The organism is Bradyrhizobium sp. USDA 336 (assembly GCF_044908355.1).
Taxonomy (GTDB): domain Bacteria; phylum Pseudomonadota; class Alphaproteobacteria; order Rhizobiales; family Xanthobacteraceae; genus Bradyrhizobium; species Bradyrhizobium yuanmingense.
The window spans coordinates 2,794,591-2,812,471 of the sequence record NZ_JBIYDC010000002.1 but is presented as its reverse complement, the minus strand read 5'-3'; the positions used below and the strand labels follow the sequence as shown (position 1 = coordinate 2,812,471).

General features: G+C 62.9%; 15 protein-coding genes. 12 read left to right on the top strand and 3 right to left on the bottom strand.

Annotated features, from left to right (window positions below):
• Positions 1 to 169: 169 nt before the first annotated feature.
• The 5 genes from ABIA45_RS14145 (at position 170) to ABIA45_RS14125 (ending at position 4,301) form a co-directional block, all read left to right on the top strand.
• Complete coding sequence (locus ABIA45_RS14145; protein WP_271545167.1) at positions 170 to 892, top strand: GrlR family regulatory protein; 723 nt, start codon at positions 170 to 172, stop codon at positions 890 to 892.
• A 395-nt stretch (positions 893 to 1,287) separates the two neighbouring features.
• Entirely contained in the window at positions 1,288 to 1,452 is a 165-nt protein-coding gene (locus ABIA45_RS14140) for a hypothetical protein (protein ID WP_271545166.1), read from the top strand.
• A 357-nt stretch (positions 1,453 to 1,809) separates the two neighbouring features.
• The gene (locus ABIA45_RS14135) at positions 1,810 to 1,992 is read left to right on the top strand and encodes a hypothetical protein (RefSeq protein ID WP_404652475.1); all 183 of its coding nucleotides are present in this window, start codon (positions 1,810 to 1,812) and stop codon (positions 1,990 to 1,992) included.
• A gap of 460 nt (positions 1,993 to 2,452) precedes the next feature.
• Positions 2,453 to 3,472 (top strand): tryptophan--tRNA ligase, encoded by a 1,020-nt coding sequence (trpS, locus tag ABIA45_RS14130; RefSeq protein ID WP_275509131.1) that lies wholly within the window; start codon positions 2,453 to 2,455, stop codon positions 3,470 to 3,472.
• A 265-nt stretch (positions 3,473 to 3,737) separates the two neighbouring features.
• Positions 3,738 to 4,301 (top strand): group 1 truncated hemoglobin, encoded by a 564-nt coding sequence (locus ABIA45_RS14125; RefSeq protein ID WP_246732181.1) that lies wholly within the window; start codon positions 3,738 to 3,740, stop codon positions 4,299 to 4,301.
• Positions 4,302 to 4,710: 409 nt separating this feature from the next.
• Here the strand turns inward: ABIA45_RS14125 and frc are convergent, their stop codons facing one another.
• The 3 genes from frc to ABIA45_RS14110 form a co-directional block, all read right to left on the bottom strand.
• Complete coding sequence (gene frc / locus ABIA45_RS14120) at positions 4,711 to 5,988, bottom strand: formyl-CoA transferase (protein ID WP_271545162.1); 1,278 nt, start codon at positions 5,986 to 5,988, stop codon at positions 4,711 to 4,713.
• 65 nt (positions 5,989 to 6,053) lie between these two features.
• Positions 6,054 to 7,787, bottom strand: a complete 1,734-nt coding sequence (gene oxc, locus ABIA45_RS14115) for an oxalyl-CoA decarboxylase (protein ID WP_404652473.1) — start codon at positions 7,785 to 7,787, stop codon at positions 6,054 to 6,056.
• Positions 7,788 to 7,863: 76 nt separating this feature from the next.
• Positions 7,864 to 8,559, bottom strand: coding sequence for a GntR family transcriptional regulator (locus tag ABIA45_RS14110; RefSeq protein ID WP_157282741.1), 696 nt, complete (start codon positions 8,557 to 8,559; stop codon positions 7,864 to 7,866).
• 351 nt (positions 8,560 to 8,910) lie between these two features.
• Between ABIA45_RS14110 and ABIA45_RS14105 the strand changes: the two genes are divergently transcribed.
• The 7 genes from ABIA45_RS14105 to ABIA45_RS14075 all read left to right on the top strand — a co-directional run bounded on the left by ABIA45_RS14105 (position 8,911) and on the right by ABIA45_RS14075 (position 17,828).
• A complete protein-coding gene (locus ABIA45_RS14105) occupies positions 8,911 to 11,040 on the top strand; it encodes an acetate--CoA ligase family protein (RefSeq protein ID WP_128262560.1) in 2,130 nt (709 codons plus the stop codon).
• Between the two features lie 160 nt (positions 11,041 to 11,200).
• Complete coding sequence (locus tag ABIA45_RS14100) at positions 11,201 to 12,043, top strand: IclR family transcriptional regulator (RefSeq protein WP_404652470.1); 843 nt, start codon at positions 11,201 to 11,203, stop codon at positions 12,041 to 12,043.
• 102 nt (positions 12,044 to 12,145) lie between these two features.
• Positions 12,146 to 13,114: a Bug family tripartite tricarboxylate transporter substrate binding protein gene (locus ABIA45_RS14095; RefSeq protein WP_404652469.1), complete on the top strand. Its 969-nt coding sequence runs from the start codon at positions 12,146 to 12,148 to the stop codon at positions 13,112 to 13,114.
• The gene (locus tag ABIA45_RS14090; RefSeq protein ID WP_271545158.1) at positions 13,111 to 13,596 is read left to right on the top strand and encodes a tripartite tricarboxylate transporter TctB family protein; all 486 of its coding nucleotides are present in this window, start codon (positions 13,111 to 13,113) and stop codon (positions 13,594 to 13,596) included. The genes ABIA45_RS14095 and ABIA45_RS14090 overlap by 4 nt, the downstream gene beginning before the upstream one ends.
• Entirely contained in the window at positions 13,596 to 15,095 is a 1,500-nt protein-coding gene (locus ABIA45_RS14085) for a tripartite tricarboxylate transporter permease (protein ID WP_271545157.1), read from the top strand. The genes ABIA45_RS14090 and ABIA45_RS14085 overlap by 1 nt, the downstream gene beginning before the upstream one ends.
• Before the next feature lie 51 nt (positions 15,096 to 15,146).
• A complete protein-coding gene (locus ABIA45_RS14080) occupies positions 15,147 to 15,941 on the top strand; it encodes an NYN domain-containing protein (RefSeq protein WP_271545156.1) in 795 nt (264 codons plus the stop codon).
• Positions 15,942 to 16,025: 84 nt separating this feature from the next.
• The gene (locus ABIA45_RS14075; protein ID WP_404652467.1) at positions 16,026 to 17,828 is read left to right on the top strand and encodes an adenine deaminase C-terminal domain-containing protein; all 1,803 of its coding nucleotides are present in this window, start codon (positions 16,026 to 16,028) and stop codon (positions 17,826 to 17,828) included.
• Positions 17,829 to 17,881: the final 53 nt, after the last annotated feature.

Here is a 17,881-nt window from a genome sequence, read left to right as displayed (position 1 = left end):
CCACGGGCAGGGCAGAGCAAGTCTGCTCTGCCCTGAACTCAGACGTCAACTTGTTCGGCTATCGCGAGAGCGTCATCGAATCCGATGTCGAAATAATCGAACGGTACTCTCGGTCTTCCGAGTCTAGCCGCTGAGCAAAAGAGGAGTCCGAGTCAATCGGTGGTGCCGGATGAACGAGTTATCAAGCACTTTCGACGGCCTCTTCAAAAGCGAATTTTCGATCAATCAAGCGGTTGGACGGAGCGTCACGTATGTGCGCCGGGGCAAGTTGCTGGGCGGTAATTCCGGGTTTGCTCATATTGGGAATTACCATGTCGAAGGGGACTCAATCCGTGTCGAAGTGACCAGCCGACGACACAATTTTGGTGCCGATCATCAGTCTCTACTCGGTTCCGACGTCTCGTCAATTTCAGTCGTTGGAAGAGCCGTTGGTAAGGCGTTTCACTTCGAGGGCAGTTCCCCGCAGGTGCCCGGCGCCGTCTTTCGATCCATCATGACACCCCTGGATGAAAGCGATCTTCCGGCGCCCGGGATGATTGGTGAAGGTGGCATTTCCAACGGATTGTACTCCATCCATTTGAAAATCTTGGACGGCGTCCCCGGCGGCCTGACTGGGGTGATGCTATTGAACAACGGCCGCATCTTGGGTGGCGATGCTTTCTTCTACTATCTGGGGTCATATTCCTCCTCCAGCGGTCGATGGAGAGGGCAGATGGTCAATCAAGAGCATACGCCAGCGCGAGGGGAAGACCCGGTATTCGGCGGACACGAGATTGGAATTGGTTTTTCCGGGACGTGCGATGCCAAGGGCGGTTTCCTCGAGGGCACGGCGCTTGCGGGCAAGCGCAGCATCAGGTTCGAAGCTGATCTGAAATTGATCTGCGCTGCTTAAGGGGCGCGAAAGCTGATGCGCGCAGCTGCCGGGCGACGCTAGAAGATCGATTTCGCTCGGAGTTGGTCCGTCGGCGTCAATATGCTTAGCACTGAGCGTTGCAAGGGAGGCGAGAAGTGCTCTCGAAGGAAAAAACGAGCACTACTCTATTGAAGGTGATCTTAGGGCTCATCTCAGTCTGGGGGGGGCGGCTGGATTGAGGAGAAGCTGTTCGGCCACTGGACCAACCTAGGCATCTTTATCGGGTGGATTGTCGGAGTGATGATCGCCTATGGCATAGATCACTTCCGAAATTCGAAACGGGACGCCATTGAGGGGGAGCGCCGCGGAGCCGGAGAGCAGTGAACGTCAGCCTGAAGGCAATGCATCAGCTCCCTCGAGAGGAGTGACGGCGAGTGAAAGTTGCGTATTGGCTCGTCGCTGACGTCCTTGCGCCTCGCGAGCCTGCGATGCCGCCGCCAAAGCTCGCGGCGATCCGGCACTGGCTGCGCACCATGCCGAGACGATGCGGCATCATCTTTGTCGACCACGGTGTCGGCGCATTGAGCTGGTCGAGATAGCCAACGAGCACTGACGCCGATGAGCCTCATCCTGAGGAGGCGCGTGAGCGCCGTCTCGAAGGACGAGGCGTGCGCGCGGGCCGGCACCAGTCAATGCGATAGCGCTTATCTTCGTGCGGACACTTTGCTTCAACACCGACAGTGGCGGCAAGGTGTCCCTGCTCGACAAGGCCGATACGGGATGTGCGCATTCGCGCCGCTGTCATCGTTGATCCTGCACCGGCGACCCTGACGCGGGAGAATCTCGCTCTCGTCAAAGTGCCTTTCCAGTTCTGACGCTCGCAGTTCGGCGGGCCTGGAGTTGGCGATGGCTCGGGCAACGCACGCGTCGCCGAGGGCTTGCCGGGCAAGCCTGACATGCACGTCGTGCCGGCCGGCCACTATGCGTTCCTCGCTCCATGCTCGGCCGCTCTCGCCGCAGCCGTCCCGCGCATCTGCACCGACGTGCCCGCAGGGTTCGACCGGGCAGGGTTTCATCGCGAGCTCAACGCGGCGGTGGTGAAGTATTTTCGCGAACAATTGGCGGTGGGAGATCGCTGAGGGTCTTCGAAGTACGGTGTGACAGTGTTGGACTGCACCCCTGAAGTGAGACACGATATTTTATAGTGACAGTGCGGTTGCCATGATGCGTTATCGTGCCCTGTTTTGCGAACGCGGTTTCGAACTCAAGAGGCGATTGGTAGCCGAGCGCCGAATGCAAGCGCTCCTTGTTGTAGACCTCGATAGCAGCCCTTAGCGGAGTCCAGCGGCTGTCGAGCGGGCCACCCTAAAGGTCCACTTCTGGCCCATGAGACATCAGGACGACTTGCTTTCCTTGGTAGTTTCGTCAATATCGTACTCATGACTGTCGTCGTGATCACTTTCGCGAACTTGTGGTGGCGCTCCACTTAGGAGCGGCACGGCTTTGTCATTACCCAACCGTCGCCGCCGTTCATCGGCTTGCGAGGTTACTTTCATCAAAAGTCCGATTGACCGGCGGCTCCTAATTTGGAGAACCGCGATGCAAGATTCGTCAGCTACCCTCCCTGTTATCTTGACTGGCGACAGAACAACCGGACCGTTGCACCTAGGGCACTATGTCGGTTCGTTGAAGAACCGCGTCGCCTTACAGACAACGCACCGGCAGTACCTGCTGCTGGCGGATACCCAGGCACTCACCGACAACGCGCGCAATCCCAGTCGGGTGCGTGACAATGTCCTTGAGATCGCGACAGACTACCTCGCTGTCGGCATCGACCCGGACCAGAGCACGATCTGTCTTCAATCACATCTTCCGGCATTGGCCGATTTGACCCTGCTGTACATGAACTTTGTCACGGTGGCGCGGCTTGAGCGCAACCCAACCATCAAGGACGAAATTCAGGCGCGAGGTTTCGGCAGAGATATTCCTGCAGGCTTTCTCTGCTATCCCGTCGCCCAGGCCGCAGACATCACCGGTTTCAAAGCGACGATTGTCCCGGTTGGACAAGATCAAGCGCCATTGGTTGAGCTAACGAATGAGGTTGTTCGCCGCATCAATCGCCAAGCTGGTGTTGACGTGTTGCCAGAAGCTCACGCCCTTATTCCTCGCGTCGCACGTCTTCCTGGCATCGACGGCAAAGCCAAGATGAGCAAGTCGCAGGGAAATACGGTTCAGCTATCAGCAACGGCTGATGAGATACGTGAGGCCGTACGGCGTATGTTCACTGATCCAAACCATCTAAAGGCGTCCGATCCCGGTTGCGTCCAAGGCAACGTGGTGTTTACGTACTTGGATGCGTTCGACGAAGATCACCTCACGGTTGAGGATTTGAAGGCACGCTATATCCGCGGCGGTTTGGGCGACAGCGTTGTCAAGAGACGTCTGGAGGACGTGCTGCAGGCTCTTCTCGCGCCAATCCGAGACCGTCGCTGCGCACTGGCTCGTGATCCTGGCTATGTGCTGCAAGTCGTCAAGCGCGGCACCGCGCGAGCGCGTGAGATAACAGAAACCACTTTGCGCGATGTTCGCGCTGCGCTTGGTCTATTCGCCCTGAATTAATCGGATTGGAGGACAAGCCAAGCCATGTCCGGATTCAGCCCTTGCAGACCAAGCTGCCGGGGCTCTCGACGGTCAGTTCATGACCCACCGCAGGACGTCCCGAGCGGCCACACACGCCATTGCGGTGGATCATTCTTAGCGTGTAACCCCGACGTTTCCATCTTAATCCATCGACCTAACAATTAATGCCGGGACAAAGTGACGAATTCTGACCGGCGGCGTGCTCCCCACGGATTATCCTGTTGCCTCACCAGAGGAGGTGACCATGGTACGATTTATTCCGACTTCCATCACACGACGAAGCATGGTCGCAGGAATGGCGCTGACCGCCGCCCCGACGACTGTATTGCAGGGAGCGAGTAAGGCATACGCGCAGGCCCAGCAAACCTCGCCTGAGAAGAGTCTGTATGAGCGGCTGGGCGGCGTTTTTGCTATTGCGGCCGTCGTGGATCACTTCAGCGACGCTGTCGTGAAGAATCCCGTCGTGGGCCAGAAGTCCAAGAATCCGCAACTACGAGAATGGCACACCAAGAACCTGACAAGGTTGCCGGGCCTCAAGTTCATGCGGACGCTGTGGGTCTGCGACGTTTCGGGCGGGCCCCTTAAGTTCGCGGCCACCAAGCCTGGCGCGACGCCGCTCGGACTTGAGGAAGCGCACCGCAATCTCAGAATATCTCCGGCAGAGTTCGATGAGGTCGCGGCGGAACTCGGGCGGAGCCTCGACTTTGCCAAGGTCCCTAAGCGCGAGAAAGCCGAGGTGCTGGCTGCGTTTGCCGCGCATAAGGACGAGGTTACCGCCGGGTCTGCGACCGTCGGCAAGCGCGGCTGAAGGGTGATCTCCCGGTCTTCGCTAGCACCGACTGGCTCCGGCTGGGCGGGCACGTTGGATCGCGCCGCCAATCCGTCCGGTTGTGGGCCCATTGCTGACGTTCCTCGCGCTGACGTCCGATAAGCGCCCTTGGACTCCAGATCTCTGCGGCCGGAGATCCGTCCGATGTGCAGCAGCGAGCGCCCGATGTGCGCTCCCGGCATGATATCCACGATGGCATAATACCCCTGTTTTGCCCGACGGGTCAGAATTTTTTCGTCGAATCAGAAATATCGTTGCGGACCAATGGGATGGCTACTGTGCATGGGGTTGTTTTCCAGTTTTGATCTTGAGCCTGCGATTGCAGCCTTCACAAGCAAAAGGGGCCGCCCCTTCGGACAGCCCCTTGGTCTCGTGAAATGTGGCCCGCTTACTCCGCGGCCTGCTTCTGCGGCGGGTCGAGCGCGCCGGACTTGTGGATCTCGGCGACCTGGTGATCGCTGAAGCCGAGCACCGAGCGCAGGATCTCGTCGGTGTGCTCGCCAAGCAGCGGGGAGCGCTGCACGTCGCTCGGGCTATCCGACAGCTTGATCGGGTTGCCGACCGAGACGTACTTGCCGCGGGTGGGGTGGTCGACCTCGACGACGGTGCCGGTCGCGCGCAGCGATTGGTCTTCCGCGATCTCCTTCATCGACAGGATCGGGCCGCACGGGATGTCGTCCTTGTTGAGGATCTCCATCGCCTCGAACTTGGTCTTCGTCATCGTCCACTGCTCGATGCGGGCGAATATCTCGTTCAGGCGCGGCAGGCGCGCGGCCGGCTTGGCGTAGTTCGGATCGGTCTTCCAGGTGGGCTCGCCGATGACGTCGCATATCTTCTCCCAGACGGGAGCCTGGGTGATGAAGTAGATGTAGGCGTTGGGATCGGTCTCCCATCCCTTGCACTTGAGGATGCGGCCGGGCTGGCCGCCGCCGGAATCGTTGCCGGCGCGCGGCACGGCATCGCCGAACGGCACGCCTTCGCCGAACTGGCTGTATTCCTTGAGCGGGCCGTGCGCGAGGCGCTGCTGGTCGCGCAACTTGACGCGGCAGAGGTTGAGCACGCCGTCCTGCATCGCCGCGGTGACGCGCTGGCCCTTGCCGGTGTGGGTGCGCTGGTAGAGCGCGGTGACGATACCGAGCGCGAGATGCAGGCCGGTGCCGCTGTCGCCGATCTGCGCGCCGGTGACGAGCGGCACGCCGTCGCGGAAGCCGGTGGTGGAGGCGGCGCCGCCGGTGCACTGGGCGACGTTCTCATAGACCTTGCAGTCTTCGTACGGTCCAGGGCCAAAACCCTTGATCGAGGCGACGATCATCTTCGGGTTGATCGACTGGATCTTCTCCCAGGGAAAGCCCATGCGGTCGAGCACGCCGGGGCCGAAATTCTCCACCAGCACGTCGCACTTCTTGATCAGCTCGGTGAGGACTTCCTTGCCCTTGGGGTTCTTGGTGTCGAGCGTGATCGAGCGCTTGTTGTGGTTGAGCATGGTGAAATACAGGCTGTCCACGTTCGGGATGTCCTGCAGCTGGCCGCGGGTGATGTCACCCACGCCCGGGCGTTCCACCTTGATCACGTCGGCGCCGAACCATGCCAGCAACTGCGTGCAGGTCGGTCCTGACTGGACGTGGGTGAAGTCGAGAATGCGAACGCCCTCGAGCGCTTTGGTCATCGTGTTTGCTCCGTACTCTGTCTGCCCCTGCACCCGGCAGGGCGTAATGGGTTTAAGGGGTGGACTTACTTCTTCTTCTGCAGAACGCTCTGCGGATTGAGGTTGCCGATGCGGCCGCTCTCCGAGCCCGCGGCCGGATCGATCACCGCGTTGATGAGCGTCGGCTTGCCGGACTTCATGGCGTCGTTGACGGCGCGCTTCAGCTCGTCCGGCGAGGTCGCGTTGACGCCGACGCCGCCGAAGGCTTCCATCATCTTGTCGTAGCGCGCGCCCTTGACGAACACGGTGGTCGCCGGATCGGAGTTGGCGCCGTTGACGTCGGTGCCGCGATAGATGCCGTCATTGTTGAAGATGACGACGCAGATCGGAAGGTTGTAGCGGCAGATGGTCTCGACCTCCATGCCGGAGAAGCCGAACGCCGAGTCGCCTTCAACAGCGAGCACGGGATGGCCGGTCTCGAGCGCAGCCGCGATCGCCTGGCCCATCCCGATGCCCATCACGCCCCAGGTGCCGACGTCGAGACGCTTGCGCGGGCGGTACATGTCGATGACGCCGCGGGCGAGGTCGAGCGTGTTGGCGCCTTCGTTGACGAGGATCGCCTCGGGATAATCCTTGATGACGTTCTTCAGCACGCCGAGCGCGCCGTGATAGTCCATCGGCGATTTGTTGTTCATGAGCTTCGGCGCCATCTTGGCGACGTTCTCTTCGCGCTTGGTCGAAACGGCCTTGGTCCATTCGGCGGGCGGCGCGGTCCAGCCTGAGCCCATCGCCTGGTTGAAGGCGGAGACCACCGAGCCGATGTCGCCGACGACGGGCGCGACGATCTCGACGTTGGAATCCATCTCCTTCGGCTCGATGTCGACCTGGATGAACTTCTTCGGCGCTTCGCCCCAGCTCTTGCCCTTGCCGTGCGACAGCAGCCAGTTCAGCCGCGCGCCGATCAGCATGACGACGTCGGACTCCTTCAGCACCGTCGAGCGGGCGGCGCCGGCGCACTGCGGATGGGTGTCGGGCAGCAGGCCCTTGGCCATGCTCATGGGCAGGAACGGAACGCCGCTCTTCTCGACGAAGCTCTTGATCTCCTCATCGGCCTGCGCGTAGGCCGCGCCCTTGCCGAGGATGATGAGGGGGCGCTTGGCGCTCTTGAGCACGTCGAGCGCGCGCTTCACGGATGCGGGCGAGGGGATCTGCGCGGGCGCAGCATCGATCACCTTGACCAGCGACTTCTGGCCGGCCTCGGCGTTCATGACCTGGCCGAACAGCTTGGCCGGCAGGTCGAGATAGACGCCGCCCGGACGGCCTGAGACCGCAGCGCGGATGGCGCGGGCGAAGCCGATGCCGATGTCCTGGGCGTGCAGCACGCGATAGGCCGCCTTGCACAGCGGCTTTGCGATCGCGAGCTGGTCCATCTCCTCGTAGTCGCCCTGCTGGAGGTCGACGATCTCGCGCTCGGAAGAGCCCGAGACCAGGATCATCGGATAGCAATTGGTGGTGGCATGGGCGAGGGCGGTGAGACCATTGAGGAAGCCGGGCGCCGACACCGTGAGACAGACGCCGGGCTTCTTGGTGAGATAGCCGGCGATGCCGGCGGCGTAGCCGGCGTTCTGCTCGTGGCGGAACGAGATCACGCGAATACCCGCGGCCTGCGCCATACGGCCCAAATCCGTGATCGGGATGCCCGGCACATTATAGATGGTGTTGATGCCGTTCAGCTTGAGCGCGTCGATGACGAGATGGAAGCCATCCGTCAGTTCCTGCTCGGTGCCCGGTGCTTCGGACTTGGTCGCGGTATTCAGCATGGGCCTTGTCTCCCTGGTCTCAAGGTCGTTGGGGCGAATTGTTCGCCCTTCTGGTGAACGTTGCTTAAGTGAACAGTTACGTAAACAGTTCTTGGCCGTGCGCTTCGACGTAAGCGGCAAGGCCGAGGGTGTGATCGCGGGCGCGCTTCTCGGCAAGCTCGGTGTCGCGCGCTTCCAGCGCTTCGATGATGCCGAGATGCTCGGGCAGTGACGTCGCGGTGCGGTCCTTGCGTCCGATGGTCAGCTGGCGATAGCCGCGCACGTGCAAGAGGAGGTCGTTGGTGAGATCGACCAGCACGGGGGATTCCGACAGCGAGATCAGCGCCTGGTGGAAGGCGATGTTGGCGCGCGAATATTCCTCGACGTGATCCTCGGGCAGGCGGTCCTTGCCGAAATCCTTGAAATAGTCGCGCAGCGCCGTGATGTCCTTCTTGCGCGCGGTGGTGGTGATGAGGCGGGCGGCCATGCTCTCCAGCGCCGCCCAGGCGCGGATCATGTCGACGATCTCGCTCTTGGTCCTGCGCACCACCATGATGCCGCGGCGGGGAACGGTCTTCACGAAACCGTCCTGCTCCAGCATCGCGATCGCTTCGCGGATCGGCGTGCGGCTGACGCCGAGCCGTTCGGACAGCGCGCGCTCGTCGAGCATCACCGGCTCGGGCGTCGAGTAGATGTCCATCTTGAGGATGGCTTCCTTCAAGGCGTCATACGCCTTGTTCTTGAAGCTGCTCTCCGGGGCAATACGAACGATTGCGATGTCTGCCTCGGCCATGTTCGGCAACGCCTTGGTTGGTTTCCGTAGTGACACGACGAATCTCCTCCAGTGGGGAGTCGTCTTTTACAGGAATATTAACTGGAAAGTTTTTGGCATACCACATGCCAGAATGTCAAGCTGCCTATTTTTTGCGGCCTTCTAGGCCATGCACCAGCTTGACAAGTTGGCTTCTGGCATACCAAATGCCATCGCCAGCCATTTTTGATCCATGCCGGCGGAGTAGTCTTGAGGCTTATGCCACTCCGTACCGCCGCATGGAACAGAGCGCGGCGAATGGCAAGCATCATGGGCAGCCGCAAACACGCGCGCGCTTTGAAAAGAACGAACTGAGGTCAAGGGAGAAGCCACATGTCCAATTCCAAAGATGCCGTCCGCAAGGTGCTTGACCAGGTCAAGGCGGACAATCGCACCAGCCTGACGGCCCCGGAAGGCAAGCTGGTCTGCGACGCCTACGGCATTCCGGTGCCGAAGGAGGGCGTGGCCAAGTCGGCGGGCGAGGCCGGCAAGATGGCTTCGTCCATGGGCTTCCCCGTCGTGATGAAGATCGTCTCGCCGGACATTCTCCACAAAACCGAAGCCGGCGGCGTCATCGTCGGCCTCAAGACGGCCGAGGAGGCCGAGAAGGCCTACGAGACCATCCTCGGCAACGCAAAGAAATATAAGTCCGATGCCAAGATCGAAGGTGTGCAGGTGCAGCAGATGCTGGCCGGCGGAACCGAGGTCATCGTCGGCTCGATCACCGACGGCTCGTTCGGCAAGCTGGTCGCCTTCGGCCTCGGCGGCGTGCTCGTCGAGGTGCTCAAGGACATCACCTTCCGCCTCGCGCCGGCGACCAAGGAAGACGCGCTCTCGATGCTCGACGGCATCCAGGCGCACGAGATCCTGAAAGGCGTGCGCGGCGGCGAGCCGGTGAACCGCAACGCGCTCGCCGACGTCATCGTCAAGGTCTCGCAGCTCGTCACCGATTTCCCTGAGATCGTCGAGCTCGACCTCAACCCGGTGTTCGCGACGCCGAAGGATGCCACGGCCGCAGACGTCCGCATCGTGGTCGACTTCGCCTACAAGCCCAAGCCGAAGCCGCGTCCGACCGATGAGATCGTCGCGGCGATGAACCGCATCATGCAGCCGAAGGCGGTCGCCGTGGTCGGCGCCTCCGCGGAGGACGGCAAGATCGGCAATTCCGTGATGAAGAACCTCATCAACGGCGGCTACAAGGGCGAGATCTATCCGATCCATCCCAAGGCCGCCGAGATCCTCGGCTACAAGGCCTACAAGAGCGTCAAGGACGTGCCGGGTGTGATCGACGTCGCCGTGTTCGCAATCCCCGCAAAATTCGTCGCGGCCGCGCTGACCGAATGCGGCGAGAAGAAGATCCCGGGCGCGGTGCTGATTCCGTCGGGCTTCGCTGAAGCTGGCGCGCCGGAGCTGCAGGCCGAGATCGTCGAGGTCGGCAAGAAGTACGACATCCGTCTGATGGGGCCGAACATCTACGGCTTCTATTATACGCCCGCCAACCTCTGCGCGACCTTCTGCACCGCCTATGACGTCAAGGGCCATGCGGCGCTGTCGTCGCAATCGGGCGGCATCGGCATGGCCATCATCGGCTTCTCGCGCTCGGCCAAGATGGGCGTCTCGGCGATCGTCGGCCTCGGCAACAAGTCCGATATCGACGAGGACGATCTGCTCGCCTTCTTCGAGCAGGACCCGAACACCAATCTGATCGCCCAGCACTGCGAAGACCTCAAGGACGGCCGCGCCTTCGCGGAAGCCGCAAAGCGCGTGTCCAAGAAGAAGCCGGTGGTGGTGCTCAAGGCCGGCCGGACCTCGGCCGGCGCGAAGGCGGCGTCGTCCCACACCGGCGCGCTCGCCGGCAACGATCGCATCTATGAGGACGTGTTCAAGCAGTCCGGCGTGATCCGTGCCCGCTCACTTCGCCAGTTGCTCGAATTCGCCCGCGGCGTACCGGTGCTGCCGACGCCGAAGGGCGAGAACGTTCTCATCATCACCGGTGCCGGCGGCTCGGGCGTGCTGCTGTCGGACTCCTGCGTCGATAACGGCCTGTCGCTGATGTCGATGCCGCCGGATCTCGATGCGGCCTTCCGCAAGTTCATCCCGCCGTTTGGAGCGGCCGGCAATCCCGTGGATATCACCGGCGGCGAGCCGCCGATCACCTACGTCAACACCGTGAAGCTCGGCCTGTCGGATGAGCGCATCCACGCGCTGATCCTCGGCTATTGGCACACCATCGTCACGCCGCCGATGGTGTTCGCCCGCAACATGGTCGAGGTGAAGAAGGAGATGGAGGCCAAGGGCTTCGTGAAGCCGATGGTCGCCTCGCTCGCTGGCGACGTCGAGGTTGAGGAGGCCGCCGAATATCTCTATCAGAACGGCATCCCGGCTTACGCCTATTCGACCGAGCTGCCGGTCGAGGTGCTTGGCGCCAAGTACAAGTGGGCGCGCGGGGCAGGGCTGCTCTGAGCTTGCGTTCACCTCTCCCCGCTTGCGGGGAGAGGCCGAATTGCGAAGCAATTCGGGTGAGGGGACTCTCCACGAATCCGTCTCTCACCGTCTTTGCGGAGACTCCCCTCACCCCGACCCTCTCCCCGCAAGCGGGGCGAGGGAGAACGGTCAGGTCGCGATGAGCAAGAACGTGATCAGGCGCAAATCGCTCGAGCCCAAATCGGCCTCGGAGGCCGATCACGAGAGCCGCGACGGTGGCGTGCAATCGGTCGACCGCGCACTGTCGATCATCGAGACGTTGGCCGACGACGACGAAGGCTATCGTCTGAGCGATCTCGCGATCCGCACCGGCCTGTCGGCGTCCACCGTGCACCGGCTGCTCGCAACGCTCGAAAGCCGCCGTTTCGTGCAGTTCGACCGTGGCGAATCCAAATGGCACGTCGGCGTGCGCAGCTTCACGGTCGGCGCCAGCTTTGCGCGGCGACGCAATTTCTCCGCACAGGCAATTCCATATTTGCGTAAGCTGCGCGATCTTACTCGCGAGACGGCCAATCTCGCCGTGGTCGACGATGAATTCATCATCGTGCTGACTCGTATGGAAAGCCGCGAGATCATGCGCTCGCTGACCAAGGTCGGTGGCCGCGTCCCCATGGTGACCTCCGGCGTCGGCAAAGCGGTGCTCGCAACCTATTCAGACGAGGACGTCGGCGCCGTCATCCGCCATCACGGCATGCCCCGCCTGACCGAGAAGTCGATCGTGCGGCCGAGCGATCTGTTCAGGGAGCTCGAGAAAATCCGCAAGCAGGGCTTTGCTGTTGACGATGAGGAGGCGCAGATCGGACTACGCTGCGTCGCCGCGGTGGTATACAACGCACTGGCTGAACCGCTTGCCGCGATCTCCGTATCCGGCATGACCAGCCGCGTTACCGACGAACGGTTGCCGGAGATCGGGCAGATCGTCCGGGAAGTTGCGGCCGAATTGACGGCCGCGCTTGGCGGGGTGATCCCAGCGCCCCGCTAAAAGGACTCTTGGGATCTCACTGGACAGCATCGGCCGTTTTGGTTGATATGCGACCAAACGACACAATGCGGCAAACGTCCGCATGAGCCTGGAGATGCCCTCATGTTCCGATTTCCCGCGCGCCTTGTCGGCGCAGCCGTCGCGTTGACGCTGGCGGCAGCCAATCCGGGTTTTGCCCAGCAGCTCGAGCTCAAGCTGATGGCGCCGGCGGCTCCGGGCGGAGGCTGGGACCAGACCGCGCGCTCGATGCAGCAGGCGCTGGTGGCTGCGGGCGTCGCCCGCAGCGTGCAGGTCACCAATGTTCCCGGTGCCGGCGGCAGCGTCGGCATCGCGCAGTTCGTCAACGGCGCCAAGGGCGACGGCAACCAAATGATGGTCAACGGCTTCGTCATGGTCGGCGCGCTCGCCATGAACAAGTCGCCGGTGACGCTGGAGCAGGTGACGCCGATCGCGCGGCTCACCGAGGAAATTCAGGTGATCGTGGTTCCCGCGAATTCGCCGATCAAGACCGCGCAGGACCTGGCCGCCGCGGTGAAGGCCGATATCGCGAAGGTCACCTTTGCCGGCGGTTCGGCCGGCGGCGTCGACCATGTGATGGCGGCCTTGTTCGCCGGCGCCGTCGGTGCTGACGCCAAGAAGATCAACTACATCCCGTTCTCCGGCGGCGGCGACTCGCTGGCGGCGATCCTCGGTGGCAAGGTCACCGCGGGCATTTCGGGGCTGAGCGAATATGAAGGGCAGATCAAGTCCGGCAAGCTGCGCGCGATCGGCGTGACCTCGGAGAAGCGCATCGCAGGAAGCGACATCCCCACCTTCAAGGAGCAGGGCATCGACCTCGTGATCGCCAATTGGCGTTCGGTGGTCGCGCCTCCCGGCATCACACCGGAGCAGCGCAAGACCTTGAACGATGCGGTCGAGAAGATGGCGAAGTCTGACGCCTGGAAGGAGATCCTCAAGCAAAAAGGCTGGGAGGACGCCTATCTCGGCGGCGACGCTTTTGCCGACTTCCTGAAGAAAGAAACGGCCCGGGTCACCGACGTGCTGAAATCGGTCGGCTTGGTCAAGTCATGACCTCGGGCGATCCCGTCCAGCCGCCGCGGCGTGTCGACCGCGCCGGCCTCGTCATCGCGGCATCGCTTGCGGTGCTCGCCGCCGTGCTGGTCTGGGACGCGCGCGGCCTGCAATCCGCCGCGATGTACGGGATGGGACCGGAGGCGATGCCGGTCGTGGTCGCCTGCGGCCTTGCGCTGCTTGCGATCGGCAATTTCATCGACGCGCTGCGCGGCAATTTGCCGGCACGCGAGAGCGCCGATCCCGTTCCTGTGGTTCTGATTCTCGTCGGTCTGGCGCTGCTGATCGCCATCATCGGCTCTGGCGGCGGCTTCATCCTGGCGACCTCGGCCCTGTTCGTGACGACCTCGGCGGCCTTCGGACGCCGTGCCATCCTCATTGACGCCGTCATCGCTCTCGTGATGTCGACCCTCATCTATCTCGCGTTCGACCGGTTGTTGACGCTGAGCCTGCCTGCCGGCCCGCTGGAGCGACTGCTGTGATGGATACCTTTGCCGCGCTGGCTCACGGCATGGCGGTCGCCGTCCAGCCGATGAACCTGCTTTACGCGCTGATCGGCGTGTTCCTCGGCACGGCCGTGGGCGTTCTGCCCGGCATCGGCCCGGCATTGACGGTCGCGCTGCTGCTGCCGGTGACCTACAAGCTCGACCCCGGCGGCTCGCTGATCATGTTCGCCGGCATCTATTATGGCGGCATGTACGGCGGATCGACCACAGCGATCCTCATCAACACGCCCGGCGAGAGCGCCTCGATGGCGACTGCGCTCGAAGGCAACAAGATGGCCAAGGCCGGCCGCGGCGGGCCGGCGCTCGCGACCTCCGCAATCGGTTCCTTCGTCGCCGGCACCATCGCCACCATTGGCTTGGCTTTCCTTGCGCCATGGCTGGTCGATGTCGCCGTGCGCTTCGGCCCCGAGGATTACTTTGCGCTGATGTGCGTCGCCTTCGTCACGGTGTCGGCGACCTTCGGCGATTCCCCAGTCCGCGGCCTGACCAGCCTGTTCATCGGTCTGACACTCGGTCTCGTCGGCATCGACAAGTTGACCGGTCAGGCGCGGCTTGCGTTCGGCGTTCCTGAATTGCTCGACGGCGTTGAAGTCACAACGCTCGCGGTCGGCCTGTTCGCGGTGGGCGAGGCACTCTACGTCGCATCGCGCCGCCACCACACCGAGGAGAAGCTGGAGCCGGTGCGCGGCTCGCTGTGGATGACCAAGGAGGACTGGAAGCGGTCTTGGAAGCCCTGGCTGCGCGGGACCATGTTCGGCTTCCCGATCGGTGCGCTGCCGGCCGGCGGCGCCGAGATCCCGACCTTCCTGTCTTATTCGACCGAGAAGCGGCTGACGAAGCATCCCGAAGAATTCGGCAAGGGCGCGATCGAAGGGGTCGCCGGCCCCGAAGCTGCCAACAACGCCTCTGCCGCCGGCACGCTGGTGCCGCTCTTGACGCTGGGCCTGCCGACCTCGGCGACGGCCGCGATGATGCTGGCGGGCTTCCAGCAATATGGTCTCAATCCGGGCCCGCTGCTGTTCGCCGAGCGGCCCGACCTCGTGTGGGGCCTGATCGCCAGCCTGTTCATCGCCAACATGATGCTGCTGGTGCTCAACCTGCCGCTGGTCGGCCTGTGGGTACGGCTGCTCGCGATCCCGCAGCCCTGGCTCTATGCCGGCATCCTCGTGTTCGCGACCATGGGCACCATCGCGGCAAAGCCGTCGGTCGTGGAATTGTCGATGCTGGCCGGTTTCGGCGTGCTCGGCTTCCTGATGCGTCGGTTCGATTTCCCGATCGCGCCCGTCGTCGTCGGCCTCATCCTCGGTCCTATCGCCGAAAGCCAGCTCCGCCGCGCGCTTGCGATCAGCCTCGGCGATCCCATGACGCTGCTGCAGAGCCCGATCTCGGCGACGCTGCTCGGCGTCGCGCTGATCGCACTGGTGGCGCCGTTCGTCTTGAGGGGGCTCGGCCGGTTCAAGGCGAACGAGGATTAGCCGTTCTGACGCACACATGTTCTAATGCTGCGTCTGCCCTGGGGAATTGTCATGCCATCGGAAGTTCGCTCGCCTCGTCTGGCCGTCCTGATCGATGCCGACAATGCCTCCGCCAAAATCGCGGATGGGCTATTCGAGGAGATTGCCAAGATCGGCGAGGCCAGCGTTCGCCGCATTTATGGCGACTTCTCCAATGCCCGTTCCAGGGGCTGGGCCGACATTCTGTCGAAACACGCCATCATTCCGCAGCAGCAGTTCGCCTACACGACCGGCAAGAATGCATCCGACATCACCCTTGTCATCGATGCGATGGACCTGCTTCACAGCGGACGCTTCGATGGCTTTTGCCTGGTGTCGTCCGACAGCGACTTTACGCGCCTTGCCGCACGCATCCGAGAGCAGGGCATCGATGTGTTTGGTTTCGGCGAGCAGAAGACGCCGGAGAGTTTCCGGCAGGCCTGCCGAAGATTCGTCTATACGGAGAATCTGCTTGCCGCGCCGGTGAACAATCAGGATGCCGTCGTAAGGCCGACGTCGCTTCAACCGCCTGATGCCGCCGTGCCCGTGATCAAGAAGGTCATCACCCAGATGGAGAGCGAGGACGGCTGGGTGACGCTCGGAGAGGTCGGCCGGCAACTCGCCAATCTCGCCTCCGATTTCGATCCGAGAACGTATGGTTTCCGCAAGCTGAGCGACCTGGTGCGCAAAACCAATTCGTTCGAGATCGACGAGCCGAAGGGCCGGTCGATGCGGATTCGGGTTAAACCCGCCACTGCGGCGGCGCCGAGAGCGCGGAACCCGCGTCGACGTGCAAGGCCAGCCAGCGCTGCTGCGCCTAAGACGTAAGCAGGACGCGCCGCCATATTTGAGCTTGCCCGGTGTGGCGCGGGGCGTAACCATGGCTTGCCCGTAACGCCATGCGAGGTTCCCATGACCAAGCTCACCCGCTTCACCGTCGCGCCGCTGCACAGCATGACGCGGCGCCTCGCCGACGTCGCTTCAGTTCGTGTCGCGCCGGATCTCGTCGTCACGGGGGCGCGCGTGCTCTCGACCTATTCCGAGCGTATCCATCCGGGGCGCGAGGTCTGGATCACCGGCGGCCGCATCGCGGCGGTGAAGCCGGCCGGTACAGCGAAGAAGGCCTGGAGCGATATTCCGCTTTATGACGCGGCCGGCGGCATCATCGCGCCGGGCCTCGTCGATCCGCACATTCACATCGAATCCTCGATGGTGACGGCCTGCGCCTATGCAGAGGCCGCGCTCCTCAACGGCACCACGACGATCTTCTGCGACAGCCACGAGATCGGCAACGTCATGGATGTCGCCGGTGTCGAGGCGATGCTGGAGGACGCGCGCGAGGCGCCGCTTTCTATCTTCTTGACCGTGCCGAGCACCGTCCCCGCGACTTCGGCGGAACTGGAGACGGCAGGCGGCGACCTCACGCCGGACAAGATAGCCGGCCTGTTCGACCGCTGGCCCGAAGCGGTGGCGCTTGGCGAGAAGATGGATTTCGTGCCTGTCACGATGGGCGACGAGCGCAGCCATGCCATCCTCGCCGCAGCCTTGAAGCGGGGGCGTCCCGTGTCCGGGCATGTCTATGGCCGCGAATTCGTCGCGGCCTATGCGGCATCCGGCGTCACCGACACCCATGAGGCGATCGACCGCGACATCGCCGATGATCTGCTCGATGCCGGCGTCTGGGTGTTTTTGCGCGGCGGGCCGCCGACCACGCCCTGGCATTCGCTGCCGCAAGCAATCCGAACGATCACCGAGCTCGGGGCCTCGCACAAGCGCACCGCCGTGTGCACGGACGATCGTGACGCCGACGATCTCCTGCTGTTCGGTCTCGGCTGGGTGGTGCGGGAAGCCGTGAAGGCGGGGATGTCGCCGGAGCAGGCCTGGTCGATGGGCTCGCTGCATGGCGCGACGCGCTTCGGAATGGAAGGCGATATCGGCGGGCTCGGCGGCGGCCGCCGCGCCGATCTCGTGCTGATGGACGATCAGCTCAAGCCGCAATGCACCTGGTACGGCGGCGAGCTCGTGGTCGAGCACGGCAAGATCACGCCGCGTCTCGATCAGGCGCTGTCGCAGCGCTATCAATATCCCACGGTAGCCTATGCGACCGTCAAGCTGCCGAAGACGATGAAGCTCACGCCCGAATTGCCGGCCAAGGCCTGCACCGTGAACGCGATCAAGACCGCGCTGCCTGGCATCACGCTGATCCACGACAAGGTCGCGATCGAACCGGCCAAGGACTGGCCCTCGCTGTTCGCGCGCTATGGCCTCTGCTTCGTCGCGGTGGTCGAGCGTCATGGCAAATCCGCGGGCAACGTCGCCCATGGCCTCTTGAAGGATTTCGGCCTGAAGCGCGGCGCGGTCGCGTCCAGCGTCGGGCACGACAGCCATAATCTCATCGTCGCCGGCACCAACGAGGGCGACATGCAGGTCGCCATCGCCGCCATCAAGGAGCGGCAGGGTGGCGTTTGCGTCGTCGTCGACGGCGAGGTGAGGGCGCTGGTTCCGCTGCCAATCGCCGGCCTCCTCTCCGACAAGCGCGTCACGGTGGTGGCCGAAGAGGTCAAGGCGCTGAAGAAGGAATGGGCCGAGGCCGGCTGCACCATCCCGTACATGGGCTTCAATTTGATTCCGCTATCGGTCATTCCGGAAATTCGCATCACCGATAAGGGCCTCGTGCTGGTGCCGCAGATGCAGTTGGCGCCACTGTTCGAGTGAGGCGCTTTCACGCATTCCTCGATTTATCCGATTGAAACCGCCGCGGTTTTTCC

Coding starts and splice junctions, on each gene's coding strand:
- ABIA45_RS14145 (WP_271545167.1), top strand. CDS start 170: ATGAACGAGTTATCAAGCACTTTCGACGGCCTCTTCAAAAGCGAATTT.
- ABIA45_RS14135 (WP_404652475.1), top strand. CDS start 1,810: ATGCACGTCGTGCCGGCCGGCCACTATGCGTTCCTCGCTCCATGCTCG.
- trpS (WP_275509131.1), top strand. CDS start 2,453: ATGCAAGATTCGTCAGCTACCCTCCCTGTTATCTTGACTGGCGACAGA.
- ABIA45_RS14125 (WP_246732181.1), top strand. CDS start 3,738: ATGGTACGATTTATTCCGACTTCCATCACACGACGAAGCATGGTCGCA.
- frc (WP_271545162.1), bottom strand. CDS start 5,988: ATGACCAAAGCGCTCGAGGGCGTTCGCATTCTCGACTTCACCCACGTC.
- oxc (WP_404652473.1), bottom strand. CDS start 7,787: ATGCTGAATACCGCGACCAAGTCCGAAGCACCGGGCACCGAGCAGGAA.
- ABIA45_RS14110 (WP_157282741.1), bottom strand. CDS start 8,559: ATGGCCGAGGCAGACATCGCAATCGTTCGTATTGCCCCGGAGAGCAGC.
- ABIA45_RS14105 (WP_128262560.1), top strand. CDS start 8,911: ATGTCCAATTCCAAAGATGCCGTCCGCAAGGTGCTTGACCAGGTCAAG.
- ABIA45_RS14100 (WP_404652470.1), top strand. CDS start 11,201: ATGAGCAAGAACGTGATCAGGCGCAAATCGCTCGAGCCCAAATCGGCC.
- ABIA45_RS14095 (WP_404652469.1), top strand. CDS start 12,146: ATGTTCCGATTTCCCGCGCGCCTTGTCGGCGCAGCCGTCGCGTTGACG.
- ABIA45_RS14090 (WP_271545158.1), top strand. CDS start 13,111: ATGACCTCGGGCGATCCCGTCCAGCCGCCGCGGCGTGTCGACCGCGCC.
- ABIA45_RS14085 (WP_271545157.1), top strand. CDS start 13,596: ATGGATACCTTTGCCGCGCTGGCTCACGGCATGGCGGTCGCCGTCCAG.
- ABIA45_RS14080 (WP_271545156.1), top strand. CDS start 15,147: ATGCCATCGGAAGTTCGCTCGCCTCGTCTGGCCGTCCTGATCGATGCC.
- ABIA45_RS14075 (WP_404652467.1), top strand. CDS start 16,026: ATGACCAAGCTCACCCGCTTCACCGTCGCGCCGCTGCACAGCATGACG.